The organism is Herbidospora sp. NBRC 101105 (assembly GCF_030269205.1).
Classification (GTDB): domain Bacteria; phylum Actinomycetota; class Actinomycetes; order Streptosporangiales; family Streptosporangiaceae; genus Herbidospora; species Herbidospora solisilvae.
Map to the genome: position 1 here is coordinate 415,872 of NZ_BSSX01000005.1, position 26,257 is coordinate 442,128.

Below are 26,257 nucleotides of genomic sequence, written 5' to 3' on the forward strand. Positions count from 1 at the left end.
GTCGCCGTCGCCGAGGAGCCGGGCCAGTTCCCAGACGAAGAACGGGTTGCCGGCGCTGCGGCCGCGGATGTCGCGCACGGTGCCGAACTCGGGTCGCGCCTCGGGGGGGCCGGGCCGATCCTGACCCGGTGGTGGCCTGACGCCCGGCTGACTCCGGCAAGCCCACGTGACGGGGAGGATCGCGGTCCCGAAGTCCCAGGAGGCCTGAAGAGGGCGGGCTTCGTTTCTCTGTACACACGTGACGACTGGAACCTGAGCCCCAGGGGGCAATCAGGCGTCTCGCCAATGCCCGTAGGTCGCCGCCTGGCCCACGAGCGCGCCGTCGTCGACCAGGTTCCACATCGTCACGTCCTCGATCCAGAACCGGCGGCCCGACTTGGCGATCCGCAGCCCGCGGTAACCCTCGGCGAAGCCGTCTCGGTGCACGGCGTCCAGAAGCCGTTGGCGGTCCTCCCACCGATCCGGCTCGGCCGAGAGGCGGGAGGGCATGCCGACGAGCTCCGCCCAGTCGTACTCGAAGCAGCGCTGGGCGGTGCGGTTCGCATAGGTGAAACGCGGGTCATCGGACGCGTCGTGCGCCAGCACGCAGAAAGGCGCGTCCTCATACAGCCATCGCGCCGTGGCGTCGGGCCCTCCGAGCGGGGCGCCGACGAGACGGAGGTGACAACTCCTCAGCAGATCGAAGAAATCCGGGTTCACGCGAGAGCCATTCTCTGTACCGATTTTTCCGTCTTGAGGGTAGGGCATGATCGGCACTGGTCGCACCACTACGACCATCCGGAGAACAAGTGGAAGATTCGTGATCCATGGCATCAATTACACGTTAATCGCAGGGATTTCCCTATCGCGATTCGTCGTTCGCGGCGAAAGACTCGGCACAGGCGAGTCGGCGTCGACTGAAGCTGCGCGTGATCAAGAGCGCGGCACGAATGCGGTCGGCGCCTGGGAGAAGGTCACCATCTAGCACCGGGCGCCGGGAAGAACTACAAGGGCGCCGACGCCGGCATGTTGCGGGCGCCCGATCGGCATCGCCTCGTTCGAGAAGTTCGTGATCGAGTGCAAGGGCGAGGAATACCGCACCATCAAGTCCCTCGCCAACAACGGATATGTGAGCGCCGAACCGGCTTACCCGGGCGACGGCTACGGCATGCTCCGGGCTCGCGCCGACGTCGTCGGACATTACGAGAAATTCGTCATCTCGTAATTCTCCCGAGCTGACGGGCGAGCCTCGCGGAGACCCGCCCGTTTCCTTTTAATAGGTGATGGTGCACGAACTGGAGGTGGGAAGAGGCGGCGAGGTGTTCGGGATGGGCATGCCGATATCGAACCCGAAGGTGGCCCGCTGGTTCTTCGGAAGGGCACCGTTCCACCCCACCGGGCCCCACACGTTCGTCGACGGCCTGGTCGCGTTCCAGAATTGGTGAATGACCGCGCCCGACGACAAGGGGAAGTCGATGACCGCCTGCCAGGTGGTCGACGTGGTCGTGCCGGTGTTGGTCAACGTCGCGTCGACCTGCCATCTGTGCTGGCTGCCGACGTCTCCCCGATAGTTGGCCTTGAAGGTGAGCGTGCAGGTGGTGGCGGCGCCGGCGGGGGTGACGACGGTGAACACGCCGACCAGGGCGGCCACCAGCCACACGGCCAGGCGCCGTCGGACACGTCGTTCTGTCATGGGCCTCTCCTGTCAGGAAGTGCACGCTGTGAATCGGCGGGCACAGGCGATTAGCGGAACGGTACGATCGGCATCGAATACCGTCAATGGCGTTGAAAGTTTCACCGATCCCCCTCCAGACAATTCCTGGATTACGGTCCACAAAACAGTGGAAAAAATGACTTGATGACTGTCTGATAAATTCGCCCGTGCCGGCGGCCTGCACGTCACCTGTTCCACACCGGCGACCTCGACGACCTGCGTTCGCGCCCGTACGTGCGGCTGCGCCTGAAAGGGGTGCCCCGCGACGAGATCAGGGCCCAAGCGCCCGATGGTTCGCCGACCACCCGTCGACGCCCCGGCCTACCGGCGGCCGTGCCGGCGAAAGGGGAACGCCGCGAGAATCACGACCCGGCCCTCCTCCCGGCCGGCAGCGTGGTATTCATCCCGTATGAGCCGGAAGAGCGTGTCTACGGAAACATGCCCGCCGTCGAACGACATTTCGCCATCTCCAGCTCCCCCGCCCTCGACGTCCTCCACGGCGCTCCCGCGTTGGACCGCAGGACCGTCGTCGGTCTCGCCGTCCTCACGTTGACGATGGCCGCCTGCCAGCCCAACCTCGCCGAAGCGGCGCCGCCTGCTCCCGCCCGCGCTGGTCCCACAGACCGAACCCTCCTGGCACCGGAAAGACGGCCTGCTGGGTACCTGGGCCGCCTCGAGTAACGACCTCGCGGCGAGCCTCCCGGAGACGACCGGCGACCTGGCGGTCATAGGCGACGACGCACAACGGGCCCGCGTGCTGCTGCGCTGCGCCCACCTGTTCCACAACCGGATCGGCCTGCGCCCCGGCCCGGAATCGCACATCTCGACTCTGGCGGCCCGCGCCGGCCGCGTTGCGAAGGTGATCGCCATGTGGCACAGCGTCCACGTCTTCTACCACGAACCGGACAAGGATCCCCTGCTCCTGGACGCCGTCCGGCCCCTGCTGGCCGACATCCGCGACTACGTCGAGGCGGCGTACGTGGTGCGCCACTGGCGCCAGGGCCCCCACGTGCGCGTCAACGTGAAGGCCGACCAGCGGATCTGGGACGAGGTGGTGCGCCCCCGCATCGGCACGGTCGTCGGCGGCTGGTTACGCGACCACCCGTCGACCTACGTGGTGGACCAGGCCGAGAGCCTGGCCCGGCACCGCCTGATGGCCGCCCGCGAGCAGGAACACGGCCCGCTCACGCCGTGGCCCGCCGACAACTCGATCGTCGAGTTCCCCTTCGACGACCGCCGCCACGTCCTGGGCGGCGACGAGGCCGTCGACCTGCTCACGTCGTTCTACAGCGACAGCACCCGCCTGTTGTTCACGATGCTCGACCACTGCCGCGACGGCCGCGACGGCAAGTCCGACCTGGCCATGGCCCTGCTCCTGACGGTCGCCCACACCTCCCACCCGATCGAGCGCAGTTACCTGTCGTTCCGGGTGCACGCCGAGGGCTACCTCATGTGGTCCAAGGACCCCGAGGCCGCCCGCCGCTCCTTCGACGGCGTGTACGACTCCCGCCGCGCCCTGCTGACCCAACGGGTCAGGCAGGTCGTGGACACCATCGACGGAGACGGGGACAGCCCGTTCGTCCGGGAGTGGGCGGCGCTCGTGGAGACCTACCGCGAGAGGGCCGACCGGGTGGTGCACCTGCTGCCGACCATGGACGACACCCCGGCCGAGACCAGGGGCGAACTGCACGCCCTGATGTTCGGCACCCCCGGCTACCGCCCCGACTTCCTGCGCTACCGGGTGGTGCTCAACTACACCTACCTGCACCTGACGAGGCTGGGCCTGACCCCGCTCGACCGCTTCCGCACCTGCCACCTGCTGGCGAACGCGGTGGAGGAGGTCTACGGGGTCTCGGGCGTGGAGTCGATGCGCCGCCACGCACTCGGCTAGATCACCAGCAACGCAGATCCCAGCCTCCGCCGTCGTGACCGTTGTCCTGAATCTCGACGATCATTCGGGAACGATCGCCGTATTCCGGCTCGGCAGGCTGGGACAACGTCCACACGTTGATCTCCAGCAGCGCGCCGATCTTCGCTGCCTCGTAGTACTTCAGCACTTCTTCCGCAGACAGGTATGTGTCCAGATCGAAACGGACCCGGTAGCCACACAAGTCCTTCAAGCCGGCACCGGGTGTCACGACACCTTGTGCCTCGTACTCGCCGAAATCGGCCCCCGGCGGAAGAGGGTGGCTCAACACCCGGTCTGTGAAATCAGCCAGTTCATAATCATGAATCCAGGTGGGCGCCATGATGAGCGCGTGGAGCAGAAGAATCGGCGTGAACACGATCGCCATTCGGCGAAGCCACCGCAGTCGCCTACTCGATGACCGGCGAGGAGCCTCATCCTGCAATTGTTCTGGCGAAGCGGCTGACACGGCCACCGTCCTTCTGCGGACACCGCCAATGGTCTTCCATCTTTCCGGCCGTGATCAGTTTTCGGAAGACACGCTCCCTGAGGTTGCCCTTTTCCGCAGCTCCCAAAGCAGTGGTCGCCCAGAGGTCGTATCCGTGGCTGTGATCGCGAGCCGGTCGCCGGTCAGGACGTAGCGGCCGGACAACAGTTGTTCGCCCTTGCTGAGCCAGGTCTGCCAGATCGTGATGGTCGAGGCGGCTGGATCCACCTCGAAATGGTGTCGCTGCCACGTGTGTTCGCTGCGCAGCACGACTTGGTAAGCGCGGTTGTGTTCGAAGTAGACACGCTCGACGGGGCCGGGCAGGCCCTCCGGCTGGAAGGCGCCCGCTGTCACATCCCACGTGCCGTCGAGCGGTGTGGGCAACCGGTTGTTGTAGTTCGCGATGTAGTACGAGCACGACGCCGGAAGCACGAGCAGCAGAGCCAGCGGCACAACGCTCACCCAGCGGGGACGTCCGGCGCCGGGATTCTGTTCGTGCCAGAACACCGCTGCGAGTCGCCGGCGATGCCCCCACAGGACGTATCCCGCGCAACCTGCGCCGATCAGCGAGATCAACAGGGCGTCCAGGGCGATCCTGTAGGAGAGGTTGAGCACGGAGATCCCCGCCAGCAGCGGCGCCGCCCCAGCGGCCCCGAGCAGGGCGGTGCGGCGGAACGCCGACGCCAGGCCGAGGCCGATCTGCAGCAGCGCGAGCATGTTGCCGAAGATCGGCGAGTAGCCGAAGTAGTACCAGGTCAACCAGAAACCGCTCACCGTGCCCATGGGCTTGTCGAGCTCGGAGTCGAGCACGGTGAACTGAGCGCCGAAGACCTTGGCGAATCCGTACTGCACGAGGATCACCGCGACGACCCACCGGCAGGTCGTATAGGCGATTCCGGTGTGCTTCGGCGCGACGGCCTGCTCACCAGCTGTCTGCTCCGGCATGCGGTGCCTCCCCCGTACGCGCATGTGCGGCATTTCCGATCGTGCGTGCCGTCGGCTTTCTCCGCAATGCCCGTGAGCGCCCAACTGCCGGCGGATGAACTCGAAACTCGAAGCAACCGGCTTGTGGTTCTCGGCCTGCAGCAACCCGGTGGTCGCCGCCGCAAGGTCCACTCGAGGTGGCCACGTGAATCCAGAAGCCGCAGTGTCTTTCCGCGCCGGGTGCCGCATTCTGCCGCGCGAATGGTTACTAGCCACCCGGTTCGATACTCGTCACACAAATGGATGACTTTTGATCTCTTGTCCCATAAGGGAGATCGGGCGAGTCTGAGTCAGCGCTGCCCCCGACGCACCAGTGAAGGGACATTTGGGTGAAACTGCAGGAATTCACTTCCCCTGGCACCTATACCGTCACCGTGCCGCCCGGCTCGACCGTACTCGTCGAAGCCTGGGGAGCCGGCGGCGGGGGCGGCGGAGGCGGCGGAGGATGCGTCAACAGCTCAGCGATCTGCTTCGGCGGTTCCGGGGGCGCGGGCGGGTCGGGCGCCTACGTGCGCGGCCTCGTGACCACCTCACCCGCCGACGGCACCCTCACCGTGGTCGTCGGGGCAGGCGGGGCCGGTGGCGCCGGCGCCGCGTCCGCCTCCTACACCGCGGGGGTCTCCGGCGCCGCCGGCCGCTCGGGCGCCAACGGCGGGGACACCACGATCAGCCACGCGGGCTCCGTCGTCGTCGCCGCACGGGGCGGCGGCGGTGGAACCAACGGAGGCGGCGGGAACATCTCGGGCGCCGCAGGCTCCAACGGCCAAGGCGGCAGCGGCGGAACCGGCACATATCCAGCCGACAGCGGCCTGAGCCGACAGGGCGGCAACGGAGGAAACGCCACCCCCAACAGCCAAGGCCCCCTGGCAGGCCAGCCCGGAGGCTACACGGCCAACGGCATGCTGCCCCCGGCCCCCAACACCGGCGGCGCAGGCGGCGTCTTCACCCAGAACCAGAACCCGGCGGGCAGCGGCGGCACCGGCAAGTCCGGCTACGTACTCCTCACCGTGCTCGACATCCCCGCCACCACCTCCGCCGCGGCGCCACCCAGTGAGCAGATCATTGCCGCGTCCTGGACCCAGGGCGCCTACGGCCAGACCATCGACAGCCCGAACAGCCGAGCCACCGCGATCTGCACCGCGGGCGCACTCACCGTCCAGGTCGTCTTCAGGGGCACCAACCAGCCCGGCAAGAAATGGCAGTTCGCCTACAGGATCAACGACGGCGCCCCCGTCTTCACCGGCGTGTTCATGGACACCGACGCCAGCGGCAACGCCGCCGGCTCCTTCACCGTCTCGGGCATCAGCCGAGGCGACCAGCGCATCACGGTCCTGATCAACAGCACCCCCCACCCAGGGGACACCCTCTACACGACCGGCAAGTCCATCCCCTTCACCTGCTGACCACCCGAGCGCCCGCTCGGCCAGCACGCACCGCGACGTCCACACGAAGAGCACGATCTCGAGGATCTGGCGAAATGCCCGTGAGATGGCCTGAGCGCCGAAGAGTACGCGTCTCCCCTGGCGCGACGCCCCTACGACCTCCGGCATGCCTGCCCGTCCACCTGGCTCAACGCCGGCGTCCCGCCCGAGAAGGTCGCCGAGCGGGCAGGCGACAGCATGGAAGTGCTCCGCCGGAGTTACGAGAGGTGCCTCGCCCGAGATGTCGAGATCGCTAAGCGGAGAATCTCCGAGCGCCCGGATGCCGACACCAGACCGATCATGCGAAAAGCCCTGGTCATCGCTTAGACGACCAGGGCTTTCGTGTTGCGCGGCCGAGAGGACTCGAACCCCTAACCTTCTGATCCGTAGTCAGATGCTCTATCCATTGAGCTACGGCCGCTTGCAGAAGTAAGCATAGCGGGTCCCGGCCCCTACTCCGAACCAGTTACCCGAAGACACCCTCGTCCAACTCCCGGCAAAGTCCCCAACCCCCGGGCATACCCCCGATCACCGCCGGTTAAGAACCGACATAACCGCACAGATCAGGGGCCTAACGTGCTGAACCTGGGCATCCTCGCCATCGTCATCCTGCTCGCCACCTCAACGATCATCCACCGCCGGAAAAGGCGCCGTACCGAGGAGGCCGAGCGGCTGCTCGTCGAGCGCATCAACGGGGTCCTGGGGGCCGACCACCGCAGCCTGTCCGACCCCATGGACCTGCTCCAGCGCAGCAAGCAGGCCGGGCTGACGACGCGCCTCCACATCCAGGGACCCACCCGGGACCTGCCCAGAGACGTCGATCTGGCCGGCTACAGGATCGTCCAGGAAGCGCTGACCAGCGCGCTCGAACACGGCACCACCTCGGCGACGGTCATGATCTCCTACCATCCGTCATCGATCACGCTGACCATCGACAGCCCGATCGGCGTCCGGCCGTCGCGTAGGTCGGGGGTCAGGCTGATGCGGGCCCGGGCCACTCCGCTCGGGGGGACCGTCCATGCCGGGCCCCATTTGGGGGGATGGCGGGTCACCGTCCGGCTTCCGACCGAACTGACGCCCCAGTGAGTCGGCGACAGGCCAGATCAGCGCGATCAGCGGCACTTTCAGGGCGTTGAGCATGAAACCGGTCAGGGCGGAGGTGCGCGAAGGGTCGTCCACCATGACCATGGCCCCGAAGAGCAACAGGCACATGATCGTGTACGCCCCTGCGATCCTGCACCAGATCGCCCATTCGCCGAGCACCTTCGGCGGCTTCCTGAAGCCCCGGGCCACCCACTCGTCGGCCCACTTGACGGTCCGGTGGCCGAAGACGATCGAGTAGGCGATGTAGGCCCCGGCCAGCCCGTGTTGCCACGTCGCCACGGCGCCCGAGCGCATGTCGATCACGGCGGCCACCAGCAGGACGAGGTCGAGCACCGGGGTCAGGGCCAGGATCGCCCAGCTCGTGCGGCGCAGGCGCAGGGCGTACCGGACCAGAAGGCCCGTGGCGAGCAGGATCCAGAAGCCGGCCTCGGCCGCGATGATCAGCCACAGCATGAGAACCATGCTTGCCGGGTTCACCGGGCCCGGCCTCGCCGGAACGGACGAAGTTCAGTACATCCAAAGATGTATGCCCATTTCAGATGGCCTGTGGTGGGATTGCACGCATGACCCCCCACCGGCAGGACGCGTTGATGGCCGTCGCGGCCTTCGTGGTCGGGGTCGTGCTGCTGGTCGCGGGGGCCTACGACCACTCGAAGGGCGTGCCGATCCAGCTCTTCCTCGTTCCGCTCGCGGTCACCTGTGCCGGCGTGGTGATCCGCCGGAGGAGGCCGGTGACGGCGTTCGTCATCGGGGTGGCCGCGCTGGCGGCCGACGCGGCGATGGGGCCCTCGCTCGGGACGGCCGTCGTGTTCACCGACAACATCTACGCCGCCACCCTCTACGGGCCCCGCCGGCTGATGACCGTGCTGCTGCGCATCACCCCGTTGTGGGTGCTGGCGGCGGGGGTCGCCACCGCCCTGCAGACGCAGTCGTGGGCGTGGGGGACGGTGATGGGCTTCCAGGTCGGGCTGATCACCGTCATGCCGGTCGCGTCTGCCGCGATAGTCCGGAACCTGCGCGACAACGCGCGGCAGGCGGCGCTCATGGCCGAATACGACCGCAGGGCCGCCATCACCGCCGAGCGCACCCGCATGGCCAGGGAGCTGCACGACATGGTGGCGAACCACTTCAGCGCGATCGCCATCCAGTCGAGCGCGGTGTTGTCCAGAACCGATCTGGACGCCAGGTCCGTCCGGCAGATCATGGAGTCGATCCGGGAGAACAGCGTCCAGGGCATGGCCGAGATGCGCGGCATGATCGGGCTGCTGCGGGCCGAAGGCCCCGACGAGGCGCTGCGGCCGAGCCTGGCCGAGGTCGACGACCTGGTGAAACGCACGGGGGTGACGGCCGTGGTCGACGTCCAGGGCACGCCCAGGGATCTTCCTCCGGCGGTCGATCTGGCCGGATATCGAATCGTCCAGGAGTCCCTGACGAATGCGCTCAAACACGGCTCTGCGCCGGTTTCCGTGGCGATCGACTATCGTCCGGACGAACTGGTGCTGACCATCGACAACCCGGTCACCGAGCGGCCGCGTGACCTGCCGGGCGCGCGGGCGGGACTGATCGGCATGAAAGAACGCGCCACGCTGCTCGGGGGCACGTTCGAGGCGGGGCCGTGTGAGCGCGGCTGGCGGGTGACCGCCACCCTGTCCACATGATCACGGTTCTGATCGCCGACGACCACGCGGCCGTGCGCACCGGCATCCGGCTGGTGCTGGAGGGCGCCAGCGACATCCGGGTCGTCGGGGAGGCCGCGGACGGCCGGGCGGCGGTCGCGCTGGCCGAGGAGCACCGGCCCGATGTGGTGATCATGGACATCCGGATGCCCCGCCTCGACGGCATCGAGGCCACCCGGCAACTCGCCGGGCTGACCGAGATCCTCGTGCTGACCACCTTCGACCTGGACGAATACGTCTTCGGCGCGCTGCGAGCGGGCGCCGCCGGGTTCCTGTTGAAGAACACCGACGCCGCCACGCTCGTCGAGGCGGTCAGGCTGGTGGCCGGCGGCGACGGGCTGATCTCCCCGCAGGTGACCAGGAAGCTCATCTCCGCCTTCGCCCGCACACGACCGGCGGCGGTGCCGGAGAACCTCACCGCCCGCGAGCGGGACGTCCTGTCGTGCCTCGGGCGCGGCCTGTCCAACGCGGAGATCGCCCGCGCCCTCGACATCGCCGAGCCGACCGTGAAGACGCACGTCAGCCGGGTGCTGGCCAAGCTCGGCCTGCAGAGCCGGGCCCAGGCGGCCGCCTATTACGCCGGAATGTAGAGGATGAGCTGTTCGGCGACACAGGCCGGTTTCGGTACGCCCTCGACCTCGACGACCAGTTTGAGGGTGCCCAGCACCCCCTGAGCCGTGTCGGTGAGGTCGAGGATCTCGCCCCCGGCGCGGACGCGCGACCCGACCGGGACGGGAGTGGGGAACCGGACCTTGTTGAGCCCGTAGTTGATCCCCATGGCCAGCCCGTCGACCCGGATGAGCTCACTCGTCATCGTGGGCAGCAACGACAACGACAGGAACCCGTGGGCGATCGTCCCGCCGAACGGCCCCTGCGCGGCACGCTCGGTGTCGACGTGGATCCACTGGTGGTCGCCGGTGGCGTCGGCGAACAGGTTGACCTGTTCCTGGGTGACGGTACGCCACTCCGTGAAGCCGAGATGCGTACCCTGAGCGGCTTTGAGCTCGGTGACGTTCGAGAAGATCCGCATGACTCGAACTTTATTTTGTCATCCGGCGTCAAGGTAGAGGCAGAACGGATGACCGGCCGGATCGAGCATGACCCGGACGTCGTCCTGAGGCTGGAACTCGGCGACGGTCGCGCCCAGCTCGACCGCCCTGGCGACCTCTTCGTCCAGGCCGGTGACGCCGACGTCGACGTGCAGCATCATCTGCTGCCGGCCCTCGGTGTTGGGCCAGGTGGGCGGCTGGTAGTCGGGGGAGGTCTGAAAGGCGATGTAGGAGGTGCCCTCGCGGGGGTGGACGGCCTCGCCGTCGTTGATCAGTTCCCAGCCGAGGAGGTCGGCGTAGAAACGGGCCAGCTTTCGCGAATCCGGAGCATCCAGGACGACACCCCACCAACCGGTCAGCATGGTCTGGACGTACCCTCGAAATCGCGAAGATCTCGCAATCCGAGGCCTGGGCCGGCGTCGAAGCGGCTCTGGTCACCCACGAACATCGGCCGACAATCTGGGCGACGTACCGGCGATTCTCGCCTGCGAGGCCGTCGCACGCCGCATTTCCAATCTCCGGGCCCCACGCCGCCCGCGCCGGGACCACATTCTCCGTCGCCGGATTCGAGATCTCCGTCGCAGGAGAGAAACACCATTTCAGCCACCCCGACGTGCCACCCCGGCAACGCGCCGACCATCGTCGGCCACGCCGATGATGATCGAATATCTGCGTGCCTCCGCGCCGAAGCGGACTTATGCGATCCATGATGGACTGGTCAACGAATGGGGCCTGAAGGGACTCGGCGGAGTGCTGGAAATGGAGGCCGAAAGGGCTGTTTCGGATTATCGGCGTCTGGAAATCGTCGAGATCTGAAACGTTCACCGGTGAAACCGGCGTTCATGGGCCGGTCCATCGATTTCCTGGACGTCCAAGGAACCGAAACATACCCTCCGGTATCCCGTAACCCCCGAATACCGGATGAGGTGTGAATTGATCACGCACCCGAAAAGGCTGATCGCGGCGGTCCTCGCCGCCCTGGCGCTCATCATCCTGCCGGCGTCTCCCGCCCATGCCACCTACGGTCCCGACCAGCCGGTGTACGTCCAGCTCAACGCCACCGGCGGCGGCCCGATGCTCGCCCTGTTGCAGGGCACGGTCGCGTTCGACGACGGGAACACGCGCTACCGCTACAACCTCACCCTGTGCTGGCAGAGCGCCTACCCGCAGCCCTACTTCCTCATCAACGTCAACGGCTCGACCACCCAGTCGCCGGTCTACACGGGGATGAGCTCGGCCCCCGGATGCCAGTTCGTCTACAACTACAGTGCCGACGTCAACTTCGGCGGCACCGTCCAGAACGTGCGGTTCGACGTGACGGGAGGCTGGTTCGCCAGCTCGGGCCAGTACATGATGAGGACCCGGAGCAGCGCGACGTACGACAACCCCTATAACTAGTATTATAGGTAGGAAATACATGCAATAAGTGGGGGTCGCGCGTGGCCAGGCATGAGGTCGACGTCGTCGTCGTGGGTGGCGGCGGCATGGGTTCCGCGGCGGCATGGCGGCTGGCCGGACACGGCGCCGACGTCGTGCTGCTGGAGCGGTTCGAGCCCGGCCACGTGCGCGGCGCCTCCCACGGCGCGTCCCGGATCTTCCGGGTCTCCTACGGCGAGCCGGTCTACATCCGGCTCGCCCAGGAGGCCCACGGCCTCTGGCGGGAACTGGAGGCCGAGTCGGGCACCTCTCTGCTCACCATCACCGGCAGCGTCAACCACGGCCGGACCCCCGACCTCGACGTCCTCGCCGACGCCGTCGCGGCGGCGGGCGTGCCAGGCGAATGGCTGGCCGCCGAGGAGGCCGCCGAGCGCTGGCCCGGCCTGCGCTACGACGGAAAGGTCTTCTTCCACCCGGCGAGTGGACGGCTGCACGCCGACCACGCCGTCACCACGCTCCAGCACCGCGCCGCCGCGCTCGGGGCCGACGTCCGCCACCGAACCCCGGTCCTCTCGATCACCGTCCGCGGCGACGACGCCGTCGACGTCATCACCGAAGACGACGTCTACCGCGCCAAACGGGTCGTGGTGGCGGCCGGCGCGTGGACGGAGAAGCTGCTCGGCGGCCTCGTGCCGCTGCCGCCCCTGCGGGTCACGCAGGAACAACCCGCCCATTTCGCCCCGCGTCGCGACACCGACGAGTGGCCCAGTTTCGTCCACCACTTCGACGATTCCGGCGTGTACGGGCTGGCGACCCCCGGCGAGGGCGTCAAGGTGGGCTTCCACGGCACCGGCCCGGTGGTCGACCCCGACGACCGCGACTTCACCGCCGAACCCGGGCGACTTCTCATGCTGCGGGAGTATGCGCGCCTGTGGCTCCCGGGGGTCGACCCGAACGCCTTCACCCCGATCAGCTGCACCTACACCACCACGCCGACCTCCGACTTCGTCCTCGACCGGGTCGGCCCGGTCGTCGTGGCGGCCGGCTTCTCGGGGCACGGGTTCAAGTTCGTGCCCGCGGTCGGCCGGGTCCTGGCCGACCTAGCGCTGACCGGGGAACGGCCGGACCCGCGCTTCGCGCTGACCCGTTGATCGGGCCTTACGGATCACTTCCGTGTTGAGCAATCGGTCGTGCAGCGCCCGGCCTGCGGGGTCGAGGAGCGTCCACATGCCGTTCACGATGAGGACGACGGGACCGGCGAGCGACACGAAGACGAGGAGCGGGAAGATCAGCGTGCGGACGGCCATACGCTTCGCGGCCCGGACCGGGGTGACCTGGATGCGCAGCAGCCGCTTGCCCGGCGTCTGTCCCCACAGGGTGTGCTGACCCCAGAAGTACAGGAAGACGACGAACAGGACGATGAGCCCGTCGAAATCCACGGTGTCCCACCTGATGGTCGCCTGGTTCAGGAGCCCGTGATACACGTTGACGGAGAGCGGCAGCTCGTCGACGCCGGGCAACCACAGGACCGGTTCGACGACGAAGGTGAGGACGGCGACGACGAGCAGGTAGTCGACCAGGAGCGCGACCGGCCGCCGCCAGGTCACCCCGGTTTTCCCTTGCGGGGCGTCGCTCGTTCGCCAACTGGCGAGCAGGATGAGGGCGGCGGCGCCGATGAGGCACAACTGGGTGCTTCCCCAGCTTTCCAGCACCGTGGTGAACCACTCGGCGCTGAAGAGCGGGATCAGGCCGCCGCACTCATCCGGGGAGCTGTAGAGGGGGGTGGCCGGTATGACGACCGCGATCAGGACGAGAACGACCGCCGTTCGCCGGCCCGCGCGGCGGGGATTCCGGCGGGCGAGCAGTGCGGCCAGGATCAGCAGCGGGGGGATGGTCCAGGCCTCGACGTTCACCAAGAGGGCGTCGAGATCGCCTCGTAAGGGGTCGAGCGGCGACGGCTCAGACCACCCGTTACCGATGCACGAGAACCCCTCGAAGGCGCCGGGGGTGAGGCGGAAACGCCATTCCTCCCAGGTCGGGAAGGCGGCGACGGCGGCGGCCAGCAACCAGGTCGCCAGTGCCGGTCTCGACATTCGTGGCGAGTGCGACAAGGCGCTCCCTTCGGAGGCTCGGCTCAGCCTAGCGATTGACCAAAGGCGACTTGCCGCTATTTCGGCCAGCAAAAGGCCCTCGTCCCTTACAGGGAACTGCGGAGGTTCGGGGATCTGAACTCCGGATGGGCTTAAGACCAGAACCGCATTAGCCGCTCAGGACGTGATCGTCCCAGGCCGTTCCATGAAGCTCGGGACGCCGGGCAGTCGGCACATATTTCAACGCTGGGGAGACATGACTTTCCGTAGATCACCCATTCCTGCCTGTTCTTCGTCACCAACCGGGACGCGCATCGGCTATGACGCGACATCCCACAGGAATCTTGAGAAGGCGCTCCTGACCATCATTCGGAGAGAGACGTCCGAAGGCATCTACGCCGGGGAGCCGTGGTGGCGGGTCCAGGGTGCTCCGACGTGGGGACGGGTCGCGGTGTGGCCCGGAGGCAGGTCAAGCACCTCGGCCAAGGTCGGATCCGTGTCCACCGCATGGTGGAGATGGCCGATCTTTCCTCTGCTGTCGGCGTTCGTGGTGCCGATGAGCTGCCAGAGGCCGCCCTCGGCGTCATGACTGATGAGGAGAATAGGCTCCCGAAGGTCGAAGACTTCAGCGGTCTGGATGCAGTGGGTGCCGAGAAGCCAGTGCCTCATCCACAACGCACGTTGATCACGTTCCATGACCTGGTCTACGACCCACCAGATGAACGGCAGGTCCGCATGGGCGCGGGCCTGGTCCGCAGTCAGGTCCGGTCCACCCTCCGGCACCTGCTCAAACGGCTCATCGGTGAGCGAGAATGCATGGCCGTCCTCGTTCTCGAACACCATGGCGTGGAATGTGCCGCCCTCGGGATTGCCTGCGCCGATCCCGACCGTCAAGCGAGCCACTCTCGGCTCCTCCCCAGTCGTCCACCCGAAGGCGTAGGAGGCCAGTTCACCCCGAGGGCCCACGAACTCGCCAAAAACGCGCCGCTCCATACCCTTCGCATCAGCGGTCGGCACTTCGGTAAGCCGCCCTTGAACGATCTGGACTTCCATTCGACGATCCCTCCGAAACAACCCGAACGTCCCGCGAGCCTAGCGAGATGGTCACGCATCTACGGCTCCACCACCCTGCACTGTTTCGGCACGTCCCGCTTCGCCTGTGTCAGGCTGGACTCGTTTGCGATGATGGGTGTGGACGAGAGGGGGTGAGGATCCATGTCGTATGAGCCGAGACTCGCGGCCGCGTTGTCCGGCGCCACGCTGAGGCAACTCCAGCACTGGCGGAAACCCGGACCGGACGGAACCCCGATCCTCGTCCCGGAAATCTCACCGGAACGCCCGATCCTCTACTCCTTCAAGGACCTCGTCGCCCTCCGAACTTGCGTCAGCCTCCGCAGCGAGCAGTCTCTGCAGAGCATCCGCAAGGCTCTCACCGAGCTCCGCTTCGGCCTCGGCTTCGCCGAGCACCTCTCGGCGTACAAGCTGGTAGCCGACCTCTCGACGATCTACTTGGTCGAACCTGAACATGCGACCGACCTGGTGAAACGCGGCGGGCAGATCGTTATCGACCAGTTCATCGACGTCCTCCGGCCCTTCTACGTCCAGGGCCGACAGATCCCTGACCTCATGAAGCCCCGGGAACACTTGGAAGTCGACCCGGAGATCCGTGGCGGGGAACCGGTCATCGAAGGAACCCGCGTACCCTACGAGGAAGTCGCGGCCCTGCTCCGCGACGGCGTCGCCCCCGAACGCATCCAGCGTTTCTACCCGCAGGTCTCCCCCGAAGCCGCCCTAGACGCCTTGGACTTCGCGAGGTACGTCGAGAGCTACCGCCCTCAGATCGGGACGGCCGCTTGAGGCTGCTGCTCGACGAGAACGTCGCCACTCCCATTGCCGTAGCTATCAGAAACCTCGTCGAGGATCTCCACGAGATCACTCACGTCCTCGACCTCGACGGTTGGAAGGGCGCGAAGGACTTGGCCTTGTGGCCGATGGCCGCCGGCGAAGGGGTTCGGGGCAGTCCTGACCAACGATGCCAAGCAGATGCAGCGCCCCTACGAGGTCGAAGCAATCGCACGCTCCGGTATCCACGGCATCCAGTACCCGCACAAGCACGCTGGCCTCACCGGGGCATCGCAATCGCGACCGTCTGCGCGGCGCTCCCGGGCGTCCTGAGCCTGCTCACCCATGCCACGGCCCAGCATCTTGTCGTCTTGACCGGCATCGACCCGAGCCCCGGCTCCAGGTACAAACTCTGCGTACCGTCCGAGATTCCGCCCAAATTCTGGCCTGCTTCCTGAGCGAGGAAATCCATCCGTAGCTCGGAAGCACAACAGGTCAACCGAATCGCGTTCGTAGCCCGAAGGGGCAAGCCCTGCCCGCGAAGGGTCGTAACACCTTGCCACGTGCCTGGCATCGCTTGTGCGAGGGGTCGCAACGGTCAAATGTCGGCGTGCGTCTCATCTGTCATGCAGATCGGCTGCTTAACCCCCTCTGTTGATGCCGGCGAAGATGACCACTCGATGACGGACGTCGGCGATCGCTCGCGCTCCGCCTTCTGGGGCTCAAAACTGCAACCTTCACCCGTTCCAGGCAGCAAAAAGGCCCTCGTCCCTTACAGGGAAGAGGGCCTCTGAACTGCGGAGGTTCGGGGATTTGAACCCCGGATGGGCTTAAGACCCAAACCGCATTAGCAGTGCGGCGCCATAGACCGGACTAGGCGAAACCTCCTGGTAGCCATATCGGCTCCCGACAGAGTACCGGCGATCCGCCGACGCGGCAAAGTGGATACCCGTCGCGTCGCACAGACCTTATCCACAGCCTGTGGACAAGGTCTGCGCGAAGGGGGAGAACGTCAGGCCTGACGCACGGCCTCGCCCTCGATCTCGATCTTGATCTTCTTGCTGACCAGCACGCCACCGGTCTCCAGCGCCTGGTTCCAGGTCAGGCCGAAGGCCTCGCGGTCGATCTCGGTCTCGGCGGAGTAGCCGAAGATCTCCTGGCCCCACGGGTTGGTGGCGGCGCCGCCGAACTCGACCTTGAGCGGGACTTCCTTGGTCACGTCGCGGATGGTCAGCTCGCCGACGAGGGTGAACTCGTTGCCGTCGACGTTCTCGACGCGGAGGCTCTTGAAGGTGATCTGGGGGAACTTGTCGGCGGCGAGGAAGTCGTCGCTGCGGAGGTGGTTGTCGCGGTCGCCGACGTGGGTGGTGATCGAGGCGGCCTCGATGTTGACCTCGACGCTGGACTGGAGCGGCTCTTCGGCGACGGTGATCGTGCCGTCGAACTTCTCGAAGTTGCCCCGGACCTTGCTGACCATCATGTGCTTGGCCACGAACCCGACGCGGGTGTGCGCGACGTCAAGGGTGAAGGTGCCGGCCGTGGGGATGGTCTGGCCGTTCCACTCGCGTACGCTCATGATCGATGACTCCAGAAGAGGCGGTAGTTGTCCTGCGGATGTTTGCTCCAACAAATGTCTACCCGACAGATATTCCTGCCGTCAACCATCGTGGCGTAGACTCGACGCATGGATCCATTCGACGACCCTCGGCTGACCGCGATGGGGCTGTTCGCCGAGGTCTACACGGGGATCGCCGACAAAAATCGGCGCGCCTTCGCGGAGGCCGGCCTCTCTGAGGTCGACTTCGAGACGCTGATCCGGCTGGCCAGATCCCCCGGCCAGGGGCTCCGCATGAGTGACCTCGCCGCTCAGACCAACCTATCCACGAGCGGCATCACCCGCGTCATCGACCGGCTGGAGCGCGAAGGACTCGTCTCCCGCGAGGCCTGCGCGACCGACCGGCGTGCCTTCTACCCCCAGATCACCGAGGCCGGGCGGGCCCGGCTGCTCGAGGTGCTGCCCCGCCATCTCGACGACATCGAGCACTGGTTCACCGGGCTGCTGCCGCCGGCCGAGCTCGACCGTTTCCTGGAGACCCTCCGCCTCATCCGGGACGTCGTACGGCCCTGCGCCACCGCCGGCGCGGAGGAAGTAGAACCCGCCACCTAAAAGGGACAAGCCGTCGAGGTGGTGATATGCCCTGACACGGGGGACATGGGATTCCATCCAGTACGAGGATTCTGATCCCGCTCGGCAGCCAACGCCTGAATTATGCCTCTATTAGGGCAGACGACATGTGAGGCTACAGAGCGTGGGGATACCAGCGAAACGCCGGAGAGCCTTGGCGGCGGCCGTGCTCGGTCGCGAGCTCGAACCGCCGCGTGCGAACGCCGAGAGCGGGGTGCTGCTTGACGCCGTCAGCGGCACGATCCTCGACGTCAGTCCTCACCTGATCATCATCGAAGACGACGAGGGCCACGAGGAGCGCCTGGTCATCGCCCACTGGGCGAAGGCCTGGCGGGGGGGCTTCGTGGCCCCCGCCGACCTGCCGGTGGGCGCCCGGGTGATCATCCGGGCGCTCCGGCAGGGCAAGGTCGTCGACCGCATCTGGGCTGACGTGACCCGGATGACCGGGATCATCTTGTCCGTCTCCGGTCGTGACGACATCTTCGTCGTGCTCGACTGCGGGCCCCACCGGGGGCGACGCTCGGTCGTGATCCCCTATCGGTCGTCGGGCCGGGTGCGGGTGCGTTATCCGCGTCTCGAACCGGGTTTCCTGTTCGACGCGATCGGCACCGTCGAGGGCACGACCGCGCTGGCGCAGATCCCGGCCACCTCGCAGCCCGCCTACCGGGCGGTGCATGTTCCCGACCCTCCGGGGGCTTATGGCGGCGTACAGTCGAAGATCTCCGGGACGGCCGTCTGGTCCGACCACATCGAAGGCGGTGTGGCCTACCCGATGCTGGAGCAGTCGGACACCGGCTGCGCCGATGCGGGCGTCTCGTGCGCCGCTCTCCCTTATCTCGCGCTCGGTTCGAGCGTTCATGTACGGAATGTCTGCGCCGATCGCGCGACCGTGCTTCCCGTGGTGGCCTGTGGCTGCATGGCGGGCCGGTTCTGCGACCGATGCGTGGAATGTGGCACATCCCCCCGGGGGCGGGTGGTGGAGCTGTCGGCCATGTCTTATGTGGAACTCGGCGGCGATCTGACCAACGGCTGCTTCAACGTACGCATGGGATTGGGGTGAGCGGGATGGTCGCCGCGGCGGCGCAACCCATTCTGGTGTTCATGCTGGTGATCGGCGGGGTGGCCAAGCTGGTCACCGCCGGGCGCGACTCGGAGCCGGGCGCCTTCGGCCGGCTCGGCCCAGCCGTGCTGGCTCCGGAGAACTGGCGCAAGAACGCCCTCATCGGCTGTGCGATCGGCGAGTTCGGCCTGGTCGCGGGCCTGCTGCTGGTCGACCACCCGGCCCCCCGCTGGATGACCGTGGCGTTCTTCACGGTCGCCACCTATGTCCTGTACGACCTGCGCCGCCGCCGCCCCGACGCGGGGTGCGGCTGTTTCGGCGACGTGAGCGCGACCCCGGTCGGCCTGCGCGCGATCAGCCGCACGGTGGTCCTCACCGCGATGGCCGTGATCGTCGCCCTCGACGGCGCCCCCGGCCTGCCGACGCCGAATTGGCAGACGCTGGCCTGGCTGGCCGCATTCACGGTGGTCCTGCTGGCGCTGTCGCCGGAGATCGAGGAGACCTACGCCCGGCTGAAGTATCGCGCGCCCTGCGAGTTGCGCCCCTTCGCCCCCGAGCGGGCGGCGGCCCGGTTGCGGTCGAGCGCGGTCTGGCGCAACCACGCCCACCTGCTCGGCAGCGATATGCCCAGCGACTCGTGGCGGGAGCTCTGCTGGCGCTTCTACGTCTTCGAGGCGCTCAACGGCGCCGAGGTGGTCTTCGCGGTCTACCTGAGCGGGCGGCGCCCGCCGGTCCGCGTCGCGGTGGTCGGCGGGCACACGCCCATCCAGGAATCTATCCCTGTCTCGGCCTCACTCTAGAGACCTCTAGACATGGAGATTTAGCTCTCTACGACTCTCTAGCTTCCCCTCTAGAAAGCCGTAGAGAGGACAAGGGTTCAGACGGGCTGCGCACGCAGGAACCGGCCGAAGTGGGGGACGGTGAACGCGATCAGGCCGCGTTCGGCGCTGTAGATCAGGCCTTTCTTGATGAGGCTGTCGCGGGCCGGCGACAGGCTGGACGGTTTGCGCCCCAGCGCCTCGGCGACCTCGGCGGTCGCCACCGGGTCGTCGCCGAGTTGCGCCATGGCGTGCATGTAGTCGCGTTCGGCCGGCGTCGCCCGTTCGTAGCGGCTGCCGAAGAACCCGACGGCGAGCTCCTCCTCGGCCTCGGGCGCCGACACCTTGATGTCTTCGGCGGTGATCGGGCTGCGCGGCGCCAGGTCCCAGGCGACCTTGCCGTAGGCCTGGACGAAATAGGGGTAACCGTCGGCGGCCTCGTAGAGGGCGTCGAGGGCGTCGCTGGTGAACGCCACGCCTTCCTCCTCGGCCGGGACGATCAGCGCCAGGTCGGCGGCTTCCCGGTCGAGGCGGTCGATTCTGGCGTACCGGAAAAGCCGTTCTGAATAGCTCTTGGACGCCGACAACACCGACGGCAGGTGCGGCAGCCCCGCGCCCACCACGATCAGCGGCCCGCCTATCTGCGACAACTCGTGACAGGCCGCGCAGAGCGCCGAGATGTCGGCGGCCGGCACGTCCTGCATCTCGTCGATGAACAGCGCGATCCCGACCCCGAGGTCGGTCGCGACGCCGGCGGCGTCGCTGAGCAGCTCGGTCAGGTCGATCTCCAGATCGCCGGAGTCGGCCCGCCCCCGCGCCGCCGGGACGTCGATGCCCGGCGACCAGTGGGTGGTGCCCTTGGCGGCGGACGGATCGCGCATCGCGAACGCCTTCAGCACGCCCAGGAACTCGTCGATCCGCTCGGGAGCCCGGTGCCGGGGCGCCAGCTCGCGCACCGCCATGTGGAGCGCCGCCGCGACGGGCCGCCGGATCGACTGCTCGGGCCGGGCCTCGATCTTGCCGGTCCCCCACAACCGCTGGATGGCCATCGACTTGAACGTGTTGAGCAGCACGGTCTTGCCGACACCCCGCAGCCCGGTGATCACCATGCTGCGCTCGGGCCGCCCACGGGCCACCCGCTCCAGCACGACCTCGAACTGCTGCAGCTCACGATCGCGCCCGGCCAGCTCGGGAGGACGCTGCCCCGCACCGGGGGCATAGGGGTTGCGCACAGGGTCCACGGTGTCGGACTTTATGACCGGATATAGCGGCCGTCGTAGATTTCCGTAGAAAGACCTACGGCGTGTCGCGCCGTGAGGCCGCGCCACCAGCCCGACCGCCATCGCACACCACCTACCAGGGCTTTCGCAGGGAACATCTGTTCGATCCGACGCGATCGACTGTAGCGCGGATCCGAACATGTGCGCGAGCGTTTCACCGTAAAACCCTGACGTCGACCCGAAAGTCCGACATCCGCGTGGGTACGCTAGAAGCATGTCAATCCGCAGGTCAGCGCTGGTAGTGGGGCTGACGGCGAGTCTGGGGGCGGTGGCGTGCGGCGCCACGGCCGGCACCGGCGCCGTCTCGCCCGCCCCGATCGTGACGGAAACGACGCCGGTGGCGTCCGTCACCGCCACCCCGTCGCCGACGCCGACGGCGCCACCCGAGTTCACCTCGAAGATCACGAAAGTGACCCGGGACCAGGTGAAATATTCATGGCGCCCGGGCTGCCCGGTCGGCTACGACGACCTGCGGATGATCACCATGACGTACTGGGGATTCGACGACAAACCCCACACGGGGCACCTGGTCGTGAACGCCTCGGTGGCCGAGGATGTCGCCTCGGTCTTCAAGAAGTTGTACGACTTCCGCTACCCCATCAAGCGCATGGAGCCGGTCGACAAGTACAAGGCCGACGACTACGCCTCGATCGACGCCGACAACACCTCCGCCTTCAACTGCCGCGCGGCGACGGGCTCGACGAACTGGTCCCAGCACGCCTACGGCCTGGCCGTCGACCTCAACCCGAGGGAGAACCCCTACGTGGAGGCCGACGGCTCGCACGCCCACAGCAACGCCGACGACTTCGTCGACCGGCCGCTGAAGAAGCCCGGCGTGATCAACTCCGGCGACCGGGTGGTCGAGGCCTTCGCGAGCATCGGCTGGGGCTGGGGCGGCGACTGGACCGGCACCAAGGACTACCAGCACTTCAGCCAGAGCGGACGCTGAGAATCCACCCGAAACCATGAGAAAGTGCCCCTGTGACGACCAAGGCCATGGGGGCACTTCTTGTTGCCCTGCTCCTGACCGGCTGCTCGGAGCAGTTGGGCGACCGAGGCGGCGAGGCGGGCGCACCGCCCGACAAGATCAGCGACGTCGACTACATCGAGGTCTTCCGCAATGCCGACAACTTCCCCAACGTGGCCCGCATCTGCGTCGAAGGCGTGGCCTTCGCCAGCACGTCGAGCGGGGCACGCGGCGAGAGCGGCGTCGCCAACCCGTCGCTGATCCGGGTCCCCGAGTGGGACGCCAAGTGCGCGGCGGTCAGTAAACCACGGTGATCCTCCGGGCCGGCCCGTCGAGCCGCATCCGGCCCCCATAGGGGATGACCACCTGCGGGTCGGTGTGCCCGAAGTCGACGTCGAAGACCGCCAGCGCCTCCGGCGCGTAGTCGGCCAGCGCCCTGAGGATCGCCTCCCGCTGCTCCCGCGCGTAGCGCGCCTTCTCCTCGGGCCCGTTCCGGTTCTCGAACGACCACGCCTTCGCCCGCCCGCACACCACGGCCGCGAACCGCCCGAGGATCCCGCGCTCCCCGAGGTTGCGCAGCATGCGGAACACCTCGTCCGCCGACGGCATCTCCTCGCTGGTCTCGACGATCAGGACCATCCCCGTGTACGCCTCCGGCTCGGCGATGTCACGGTCGGCCGCCAGCAGGCAGTTGAGGATCTCCAGATTGCCGCCCCACGTGACCCCCTCGACGACCCGATCGTCGTTGTGCCATATCCACCCGCCGCATTCGCTCATCAGCGGCGCGCCATTGACGAATTCCGGATCTTCCCAGTCCTGTTCGACGTCCCCGTATTCGCGCGACTCGGTCAGCTCGAACGGACCGGAGGTAAAGAGCGCGGCATGTAAAGACGCCTTGGTGATCGGATGCATGGCGCCACCCCGGCCGAATTGCACCATCACCGAACCGCCGTGATAGCCCACGATGCCCAGCCGCCAGAGGTGTGCGAGCAGATTGATGTTGTCGCTGTAGCCGAAGAACGGCTTGGGATTCCGCCTGATCACCTCGTCGTCGAGATGGGGGATGACGGTGATCTGGTCGTCGCCCCCGATGGTCGCGACGATCGCCTTTATCGACGGATCGGCGAACGCGGCCGTGAGATCGGCGGCCCTTTCCTCGGGTGTCGCCTCCAGCCGCCGAGTCGTCGGTAACTCCACCGTGACCAGCCCGAACTCGTCTCGGAGGCGGCTCAGACCATGATCGAACGGGATCGGGAAGACCTCGGGCAGGCCTCCAGAGGGTGAGACGACGGCGACACGATCACCCTGTTTGAGCTTCTTTGGGTAAAGCATCCGTTGACGCTACCAGGACCGGCGATCTTCCGGACAGCTCCGAATCGCCTTGCCCGTCGGGGATTCCGATAAAAGTAAAAACCCGCTGCCGAAAGTAATAAACCAGGTAAAAAGTAAAGAACACCGTGAAGCGTTTGACCCCGGCTTGAGCGTGGATAGATTGGGACCTGTCGCGGTAATCCGTGACCAAAGTTGCCGCAAGGATCGCCCCACTCCGGTGCCCACGCCGGTAAAGCGAGAACTGCCCCACTGTCTACAGAGAGCGAATCCGATCTACCGCCCTGCGGCGCGGTCGACAGTCAGGATCGGAAACGTTCAGGATTCTCATGACGAACTACGCTGACGCGCTGATCAACATGGCCAACTCCCAGATGGGCTATGCCGAGGTCAACGGATCATCCAAGTTCGGAGAGTGGTACGGCCAGAACGTCGTCAAGAAGCCGGGCTACAAGGACGCCGCCTGGTGCGACATGTTCGTCTCCTGGGCCGCCCACCAGACCGGCCAGGCGCAGGACGTCGGCCAGTTCAGCTACACCCCCGAGCACGCCCAGTGGTTCAAGGACCAGGGCGCGTGGGGAACCACGCCCGTGCCCGGCGCGATCGTCTTCTTCGACTGGGGACACTCGAAGAACATCAGCGCCATCGACCACGTCGGACTGGTCAAGAAGGTCGTCAACGACCACACCATCCAGACGATCGAGGGCAACATCAGCAACAAGGTCGTCACCAAGGTCCGCAGCGACAACACCATCGTCGGCTACGGCTACCCGGAGAAGGTCCGCGAGAAGGACCAGGCCAAGGAGAAGACCGTCGCGGTCAACCTGGCCGCCAAGAAGGCCGCCGCCGAGACGGCGCTGTCGGCCACCAGCATCAAGCAGGTCAAGTCGGCCGACGTGAACGGCATGCTGACCGGCACCCCTGAACTCGTCACCACCAAGAAGACCGTCGCCGACATGACGCAGTCGATGACCGCGCAGAAGGTCAACCCCGACGACGTCAACGGCATGCTGCCCGGTGCTCCCGAGCCGCTCGCGGCCGGCGCCCTGCTGCTGCCCGTCGCGCTCGGCCTGGCCGCCGCCAAGAAGAGCGGCGCGCTCAAGAAGCTCATCTCTCACTGGGTCGCGTGCGGCAAACGCTGACCCACTCTCGAACGGGGCGAACGCCGGGATTCCCCTGCCCGGCGTCCGCCCCGTTCGTCTTCCGCGTATGGTCCCTCACTCGTAGGGTTCGACCGGCCGCGGGATCTCCGCCACGTGGACCGCGTCGATCTCGGGGGCGACCGTGCCGGGCTCGGGACCGTCGGCCTTCGGCGGCACCCAGGTGCCGGTGACCTCGATCCACTGGTTCTCGGCCGGAGACGGGAAGCCGAGAACCGCCACCTTCAACGGGACGGCGTCGGCCGCGCAGCAGGCGATCTGCATCCGCGCGACGTACCACCGGCCTTCTTTCTTGGACGGCACCACGAACCCGGTCAGCTTCACCTGTTTGCCCGCCAGCGACCTCGTCGGGTCACCCCAGGCCCGGCCGAGGAACTCGCCGATGGTCATCGTGTTGACCGGCCGCGTCAGCGGCGTGTACGCCGTCAACGCCCCCACCGGCCGCGCGGGCGCCTCCTCCGACCGGGCGGCGTAACTGCCCAGTGGCGGCGGTGCGATCAGGAAGATCGCGAAGACGGGCAGGGTGAGCAGCCAGGCCACCCACGGCCCGCGATGGCCGTCTTCCTTCTTGAAGAGCCCGGCCGCGCCGACGACCAGCACGGTCGCAGCGGCGGCGATGAGCAGGTAGCGGAAGCCCGGCTTGACGTAGTTGAGGTATTCGTCCGACACCGTCGTGATCCGCAACACCGCCCCGCCGAGCAGGACGAGCACGAGACTCTGCGTCAGCCGGTTCACAACAACACCGTCCCTGCGCCGACGCCGACCAGCACGGCCAGCGAGAACGTGAGCGGCACGAACCGGACGGCGAACCGGCGGCCGAACGTGCCGGCCTGGAGGGCGATCAGCTTCAGGTCGACCATCGGCCCGACCACGAGGAACACCAGCCGCGCGGTCGGCGAGAAGGCGGTCAACGAGGCGGCCACGAACGAGTCGGCCTCTGAGCAGATCGACAGGACCACCGCCAGCAGCGCCAGCGCGAGGACCGACAACCAGAAGTTGCCGGCCAGCGCGTTCAGCCACTCACGCGGCACGACCACGTTCATCGTGGCCGCCGCCATGCCGCCGACGACCAGGAAACCCCCGGCGTGCAGCAGGTCGTGGCGCACCGCCTCGGCGAACCCGGCGTGGTCGTGACGCCGCCGCGCCCGCAACCACTCGCCCTTGCCGAACCGCAACCAGACCCACCCGACCAGCACCGACACCACCAGCGAGGCCGTGAACCGGGCCACCGCCATCATCGGCTGCCCGGGAAACGCGACCACCGTCGCCACGACGACCACCGGATTGATCGCCGGCGACGACAACAGGAACGCCAGCGCCGCCGCGGGGGTCACCCCCCGCGAGATCAGCCCCGACGCCACCGGCACCGACGCGCACTCACACCCCGGCAGCACGGCCCCCGCCGCCCCCGCCACGGGCACGGCCAGCGCCGCCCGCCTGGGCAGTGCCCGGGTCCAGAAGGAGGCCGGCACGAAGGCGGTGATCGCCGCGGAGAGCACCACCCCGAAGACGAGGAACGGCAGCGCCTGAACGCAGATGGCGACGAAGACCGTCGCCCAGGTCTGGAGCGCGGGCGAGGTGAGGTAGGGCGCGTAGAAGAACTGCCCGAGCAGCAGTAGGCAGAGCAGCGCGACGAACACCCACGAACCGGAGACCCGGCCTTTGGACTCCGCGTCGGCGGGCGGCACTTCAGCGGGAGGAACCTCAAGACGCTCGACCACGGGCCCGATGCTCCCAGACCGGCCGGAGGTCTGCGGACGCCAACGCGAGACCTGTGGAAAACCTCAGAACGAACCGTGCCCTGTGGAAAAGCCCAACCGTCGGCCTGC

At 67.2% G+C, this 26,257-nt stretch carries 31 protein-coding genes and 2 tRNA genes; 18 read left to right on the forward strand and 15 right to left on the reverse strand.

Features of this window, described 5'->3' with window-relative positions:
* Positions 1–270: 270 nt before the first annotated feature.
* Positions 271–813 carry an MEKHLA domain-containing protein gene (locus QSK34_RS22460; protein ID WP_353051413.1) on the reverse strand — a complete coding sequence of 181 codons (543 nt, stop codon included), beginning with the start codon at positions 811–813 and terminating at the stop codon, positions 271–273.
* 235 nt (positions 814–1,048) lie between these two features.
* Between QSK34_RS22460 and QSK34_RS22465 the strand changes: the two genes are divergently transcribed.
* On the forward strand, positions 1,049–1,204 hold the full coding sequence (locus QSK34_RS22465) for a hypothetical protein (RefSeq protein WP_285586249.1): 156 nt from the start codon (positions 1,049–1,051) through the stop codon (positions 1,202–1,204).
* Between the two features lie 48 nt (positions 1,205–1,252).
* On the opposite strand, the gene QSK34_RS22470 is transcribed toward QSK34_RS22465, so the two are convergent.
* The gene (locus QSK34_RS22470; protein ID WP_285586250.1) at positions 1,253–1,672 is read right to left on the reverse strand and encodes a cellulose binding domain-containing protein; all 420 of its coding nucleotides are present in this window, start codon (positions 1,670–1,672) and stop codon (positions 1,253–1,255) included.
* 255 nt (positions 1,673–1,927) lie between these two features.
* Here QSK34_RS22470 and QSK34_RS37815 point away from each other — a divergent pair, with 255 nt between their 5' ends.
* Complete coding sequence (locus QSK34_RS37815; protein WP_353051414.1) at positions 1,928–2,374, forward strand: lantibiotic dehydratase C-terminal domain-containing protein; 447 nt, start codon at positions 1,928–1,930, stop codon at positions 2,372–2,374.
* Positions 2,375–2,447: 73 nt separating this feature from the next.
* Positions 2,448–3,584: a thiopeptide maturation pyridine synthase gene (locus QSK34_RS22475; RefSeq protein WP_285586253.1), complete on the forward strand. Its 1,137-nt coding sequence runs from the start codon at positions 2,448–2,450 to the stop codon at positions 3,582–3,584.
* 1 nt (position 3,585) lies between these two features.
* On the opposite strand, the gene QSK34_RS22480 is transcribed toward QSK34_RS22475, so the two are convergent.
* Together QSK34_RS22480 and QSK34_RS22485 are read right to left on the reverse strand one after the other, a co-directional pair.
* On the reverse strand, positions 3,586–3,987 hold the full coding sequence (locus QSK34_RS22480; RefSeq protein ID WP_285586255.1) for a hypothetical protein: 402 nt from the start codon (positions 3,985–3,987) through the stop codon (positions 3,586–3,588).
* Between the two features lie 135 nt (positions 3,988–4,122).
* Positions 4,123–5,031: a hypothetical protein gene (locus QSK34_RS22485; RefSeq protein WP_285586257.1), complete on the reverse strand. Its 909-nt coding sequence runs from the start codon at positions 5,029–5,031 to the stop codon at positions 4,123–4,125.
* A gap of 368 nt (positions 5,032–5,399) precedes the next feature.
* Here QSK34_RS22485 and QSK34_RS22490 point away from each other — a divergent pair, with 368 nt between their 5' ends.
* Entirely contained in the window at positions 5,400–6,473 is a 1,074-nt protein-coding gene (locus QSK34_RS22490) for a glycine-rich domain-containing protein (protein WP_285586259.1), read from the forward strand.
* A gap of 366 nt (positions 6,474–6,839) precedes the next feature.
* On the opposite strand, the gene QSK34_RS22495 is transcribed toward QSK34_RS22490, so the two are convergent.
* A tRNA-Arg gene (locus tag QSK34_RS22495) sits at positions 6,840–6,912 on the reverse strand.
* 155 nt (positions 6,913–7,067) lie between these two features.
* Here QSK34_RS22495 and QSK34_RS22500 point away from each other — a divergent pair.
* The 4 genes from QSK34_RS22500 to QSK34_RS22515 all read left to right on the forward strand — a co-directional run bounded on the left by QSK34_RS22500 (position 7,068) and on the right by QSK34_RS22515 (position 9,861).
* Positions 7,068–7,577, forward strand: coding sequence for a sensor histidine kinase (locus QSK34_RS22500; protein ID WP_285586261.1), 510 nt, complete (start codon positions 7,068–7,070; stop codon positions 7,575–7,577).
* 52 nt (positions 7,578–7,629) lie between these two features.
* Positions 7,630–7,833: a hypothetical protein gene (locus QSK34_RS22505; protein WP_285586262.1), complete on the forward strand. Its 204-nt coding sequence runs from the start codon at positions 7,630–7,632 to the stop codon at positions 7,831–7,833.
* Between the two features lie 325 nt (positions 7,834–8,158).
* A complete protein-coding gene (locus QSK34_RS22510; RefSeq protein WP_285586264.1) occupies positions 8,159–9,253 on the forward strand; it encodes a sensor histidine kinase in 1,095 nt (364 codons plus the stop codon).
* The gene (locus QSK34_RS22515) at positions 9,250–9,861 is read left to right on the forward strand and encodes a response regulator (protein ID WP_285586267.1); all 612 of its coding nucleotides are present in this window, start codon (positions 9,250–9,252) and stop codon (positions 9,859–9,861) included. Before QSK34_RS22510 ends, QSK34_RS22515 begins: the two co-directional genes overlap by 4 nt.
* On the opposite strand, the gene QSK34_RS22520 is transcribed toward QSK34_RS22515, so the two are convergent.
* Both QSK34_RS22520 and QSK34_RS22525 read right to left on the reverse strand, forming a co-directional pair.
* A complete protein-coding gene (locus tag QSK34_RS22520; RefSeq protein WP_161479580.1) occupies positions 9,846–10,301 on the reverse strand; it encodes a MaoC family dehydratase in 456 nt (151 codons plus the stop codon). The two genes, QSK34_RS22515 and QSK34_RS22520, sit on opposite strands and share 16 nt — an antisense overlap.
* Positions 10,302–10,319: 18 nt before the next feature.
* Positions 10,320–10,682, reverse strand: a complete 363-nt coding sequence (locus QSK34_RS22525) for a VOC family protein (RefSeq protein ID WP_285586269.1) — start codon at positions 10,680–10,682, stop codon at positions 10,320–10,322.
* A gap of 292 nt (positions 10,683–10,974) precedes the next feature.
* Between QSK34_RS22525 and QSK34_RS22530 the strand changes: the two genes are divergently transcribed.
* The 3 genes from QSK34_RS22530 (at position 10,975) to solA (ending at position 12,848) form a co-directional block, all read left to right on the forward strand.
* A complete protein-coding gene (locus tag QSK34_RS22530) occupies positions 10,975–11,136 on the forward strand; it encodes a hypothetical protein (protein ID WP_285586272.1) in 162 nt (53 codons plus the stop codon).
* A 117-nt stretch (positions 11,137–11,253) separates the two neighbouring features.
* On the forward strand, positions 11,254–11,718 hold the full coding sequence (locus tag QSK34_RS22535) for an ELAV/HuD family splicing factor (protein WP_285586274.1): 465 nt from the start codon (positions 11,254–11,256) through the stop codon (positions 11,716–11,718).
* 41 nt (positions 11,719–11,759) lie between these two features.
* Positions 11,760–12,848, forward strand: coding sequence for an N-methyl-L-tryptophan oxidase (solA, locus tag QSK34_RS22540; protein WP_285586276.1), 1,089 nt, complete (start codon positions 11,760–11,762; stop codon positions 12,846–12,848).
* On the opposite strand, the gene QSK34_RS22545 is transcribed toward solA, so the two are convergent.
* Both QSK34_RS22545 and QSK34_RS22550 read right to left on the reverse strand, forming a co-directional pair.
* Complete coding sequence (locus QSK34_RS22545) at positions 12,798–13,790, reverse strand: RDD family protein (RefSeq protein WP_285586278.1); 993 nt, start codon at positions 13,788–13,790, stop codon at positions 12,798–12,800. The two genes, solA and QSK34_RS22545, sit on opposite strands and share 51 nt — an antisense overlap.
* A 390-nt stretch (positions 13,791–14,180) precedes the next feature.
* On the reverse strand, positions 14,181–14,840 hold the full coding sequence (locus tag QSK34_RS22550) for a hypothetical protein (RefSeq protein WP_285586280.1): 660 nt from the start codon (positions 14,838–14,840) through the stop codon (positions 14,181–14,183).
* Positions 14,841–15,002: 162 nt separating this feature from the next.
* On the opposite strand from QSK34_RS22550, the gene QSK34_RS22555 reads away from it, so the two are divergent.
* Positions 15,003–15,644 carry a DUF433 domain-containing protein gene (locus tag QSK34_RS22555; RefSeq protein ID WP_285586282.1) on the forward strand — a complete coding sequence of 214 codons (642 nt, stop codon included), beginning with the start codon at positions 15,003–15,005 and terminating at the stop codon, positions 15,642–15,644.
* A gap of 783 nt (positions 15,645–16,427) precedes the next feature.
* Here QSK34_RS22555 and QSK34_RS22560 read toward each other — a convergent pair.
* Together QSK34_RS22560 and QSK34_RS22565 are read right to left on the reverse strand one after the other, a co-directional pair.
* Positions 16,428–16,517, reverse strand: a tRNA-Ser gene (locus tag QSK34_RS22560).
* Between the two features lie 124 nt (positions 16,518–16,641).
* Positions 16,642–17,205 (reverse strand): YceI family protein, encoded by a 564-nt coding sequence (locus QSK34_RS22565; RefSeq protein ID WP_030455288.1) that lies wholly within the window; start codon positions 17,203–17,205, stop codon positions 16,642–16,644.
* Positions 17,206–17,313: 108 nt separating this feature from the next.
* Here QSK34_RS22565 and QSK34_RS22570 point away from each other — a divergent pair, with 108 nt between their 5' ends.
* The 3 genes from QSK34_RS22570 to QSK34_RS22580 all read left to right on the forward strand — a co-directional run bounded on the left by QSK34_RS22570 (position 17,314) and on the right by QSK34_RS22580 (position 19,674).
* The gene (locus QSK34_RS22570; protein WP_161479560.1) at positions 17,314–17,796 is read left to right on the forward strand and encodes a MarR family winged helix-turn-helix transcriptional regulator; all 483 of its coding nucleotides are present in this window, start codon (positions 17,314–17,316) and stop codon (positions 17,794–17,796) included.
* Between the two features lie 184 nt (positions 17,797–17,980).
* Entirely contained in the window at positions 17,981–18,874 is an 894-nt protein-coding gene (locus QSK34_RS22575; protein ID WP_285586289.1) for a hypothetical protein, read from the forward strand.
* A 5-nt stretch (positions 18,875–18,879) separates the two neighbouring features.
* Complete coding sequence (locus QSK34_RS22580) at positions 18,880–19,674, forward strand: MauE/DoxX family redox-associated membrane protein (RefSeq protein WP_285586291.1); 795 nt, start codon at positions 18,880–18,882, stop codon at positions 19,672–19,674.
* Between the two features lie 77 nt (positions 19,675–19,751).
* Here QSK34_RS22580 and QSK34_RS22585 read toward each other — a convergent pair whose 3' ends face one another.
* On the reverse strand, positions 19,752–20,933 hold the full coding sequence (locus QSK34_RS22585; RefSeq protein WP_161479557.1) for an ATP-binding protein: 1,182 nt from the start codon (positions 20,931–20,933) through the stop codon (positions 19,752–19,754).
* A 253-nt stretch (positions 20,934–21,186) separates the two neighbouring features.
* On the opposite strand from QSK34_RS22585, the gene QSK34_RS22590 reads away from it, so the two are divergent.
* Together QSK34_RS22590 and QSK34_RS22595 are read left to right on the forward strand one after the other, a co-directional pair.
* Positions 21,187–21,921 (forward strand): M15 family metallopeptidase, encoded by a 735-nt coding sequence (locus QSK34_RS22590; protein ID WP_285586294.1) that lies wholly within the window; start codon positions 21,187–21,189, stop codon positions 21,919–21,921.
* Positions 21,922–21,953: 32 nt separating this feature from the next.
* Positions 21,954–22,253: a hypothetical protein gene (locus QSK34_RS22595; protein WP_202609883.1), complete on the forward strand. Its 300-nt coding sequence runs from the start codon at positions 21,954–21,956 to the stop codon at positions 22,251–22,253.
* Here QSK34_RS22595 and QSK34_RS22600 read toward each other — a convergent pair.
* Positions 22,237–23,271, reverse strand: a complete 1,035-nt coding sequence (locus QSK34_RS22600; protein ID WP_285586299.1) for a S66 peptidase family protein — start codon at positions 23,269–23,271, stop codon at positions 22,237–22,239. The two genes, QSK34_RS22595 and QSK34_RS22600, sit on opposite strands and share 17 nt — an antisense overlap.
* A gap of 326 nt (positions 23,272–23,597) precedes the next feature.
* On the opposite strand from QSK34_RS22600, the gene QSK34_RS22605 reads away from it, so the two are divergent.
* Entirely contained in the window at positions 23,598–24,410 is an 813-nt protein-coding gene (locus QSK34_RS22605) for a CHAP domain-containing protein (RefSeq protein WP_285586301.1), read from the forward strand.
* Between the two features lie 75 nt (positions 24,411–24,485).
* On the opposite strand, the gene QSK34_RS22610 is transcribed toward QSK34_RS22605, so the two are convergent.
* The gene (locus tag QSK34_RS22610; protein ID WP_285586303.1) at positions 24,486–25,163 is read right to left on the reverse strand and encodes a TIGR03943 family putative permease subunit; all 678 of its coding nucleotides are present in this window, start codon (positions 25,161–25,163) and stop codon (positions 24,486–24,488) included.
* Entirely contained in the window at positions 25,160–26,149 is a 990-nt protein-coding gene (locus QSK34_RS22615) for a permease (protein ID WP_285586305.1), read from the reverse strand. The genes QSK34_RS22610 and QSK34_RS22615 overlap by 4 nt, the downstream gene beginning before the upstream one ends.
* Between the last annotated feature and the right edge of the window lie 108 nt (positions 26,150–26,257).

Bases quoted from the DNA above. Each gene is read 5' to 3' on its own strand.
- QSK34_RS22460 (WP_353051413.1), bottom strand. From the start codon at position 813: ATGCCATGGATCACGAATCTTCCACTTGTTCTCCGGATGGTCGTAGTG.
- QSK34_RS22470 (WP_285586250.1), bottom strand. From the start codon at position 1,672: ATGACAGAACGACGTGTCCGACGGCGCCTGGCCGTGTGGCTGGTGGCC.
- QSK34_RS22480 (WP_285586255.1), bottom strand. From the start codon at position 3,987: ATGGCGATCGTGTTCACGCCGATTCTTCTGCTCCACGCGCTCATCATG.
- QSK34_RS22485 (WP_285586257.1), bottom strand. From the start codon at position 5,031: ATGCCGGAGCAGACAGCTGGTGAGCAGGCCGTCGCGCCGAAGCACACC.
- QSK34_RS22505 (WP_285586262.1), top strand. From the start codon at position 7,630: ATGAAACCGGTCAGGGCGGAGGTGCGCGAAGGGTCGTCCACCATGACC.
- QSK34_RS22510 (WP_285586264.1), top strand. From the start codon at position 8,159: ATGACCCCCCACCGGCAGGACGCGTTGATGGCCGTCGCGGCCTTCGTG.
- QSK34_RS22515 (WP_285586267.1), top strand. From the start codon at position 9,250: ATGATCACGGTTCTGATCGCCGACGACCACGCGGCCGTGCGCACCGGC.
- QSK34_RS22520 (WP_161479580.1), bottom strand. From the start codon at position 10,301: ATGCGGATCTTCTCGAACGTCACCGAGCTCAAAGCCGCTCAGGGTACG.
- QSK34_RS22525 (WP_285586269.1), bottom strand. From the start codon at position 10,682: ATGCTGACCGGTTGGTGGGGTGTCGTCCTGGATGCTCCGGATTCGCGA.
- QSK34_RS22530 (WP_285586272.1), top strand. From the start codon at position 10,975: ATGATGATCGAATATCTGCGTGCCTCCGCGCCGAAGCGGACTTATGCG.
- QSK34_RS22545 (WP_285586278.1), bottom strand. From the start codon at position 13,790: ATGTCGAGACCGGCACTGGCGACCTGGTTGCTGGCCGCCGCCGTCGCC.
- QSK34_RS22550 (WP_285586280.1), bottom strand. From the start codon at position 14,840: ATGGAAGTCCAGATCGTTCAAGGGCGGCTTACCGAAGTGCCGACCGCT.
- QSK34_RS22555 (WP_285586282.1), top strand. From the start codon at position 15,003: ATGTCGTATGAGCCGAGACTCGCGGCCGCGTTGTCCGGCGCCACGCTG.
- QSK34_RS22565 (WP_030455288.1), bottom strand. From the start codon at position 17,205: ATGAGCGTACGCGAGTGGAACGGCCAGACCATCCCCACGGCCGGCACC.
- QSK34_RS22570 (WP_161479560.1), top strand. From the start codon at position 17,314: ATGGATCCATTCGACGACCCTCGGCTGACCGCGATGGGGCTGTTCGCC.
- QSK34_RS22580 (WP_285586291.1), top strand. From the start codon at position 18,880: ATGGTCGCCGCGGCGGCGCAACCCATTCTGGTGTTCATGCTGGTGATC.
- QSK34_RS22590 (WP_285586294.1), top strand. From the start codon at position 21,187: ATGTCAATCCGCAGGTCAGCGCTGGTAGTGGGGCTGACGGCGAGTCTG.
- QSK34_RS22600 (WP_285586299.1), bottom strand. From the start codon at position 23,271: ATGCTTTACCCAAAGAAGCTCAAACAGGGTGATCGTGTCGCCGTCGTC.
- QSK34_RS22605 (WP_285586301.1), top strand. From the start codon at position 23,598: ATGACGAACTACGCTGACGCGCTGATCAACATGGCCAACTCCCAGATG.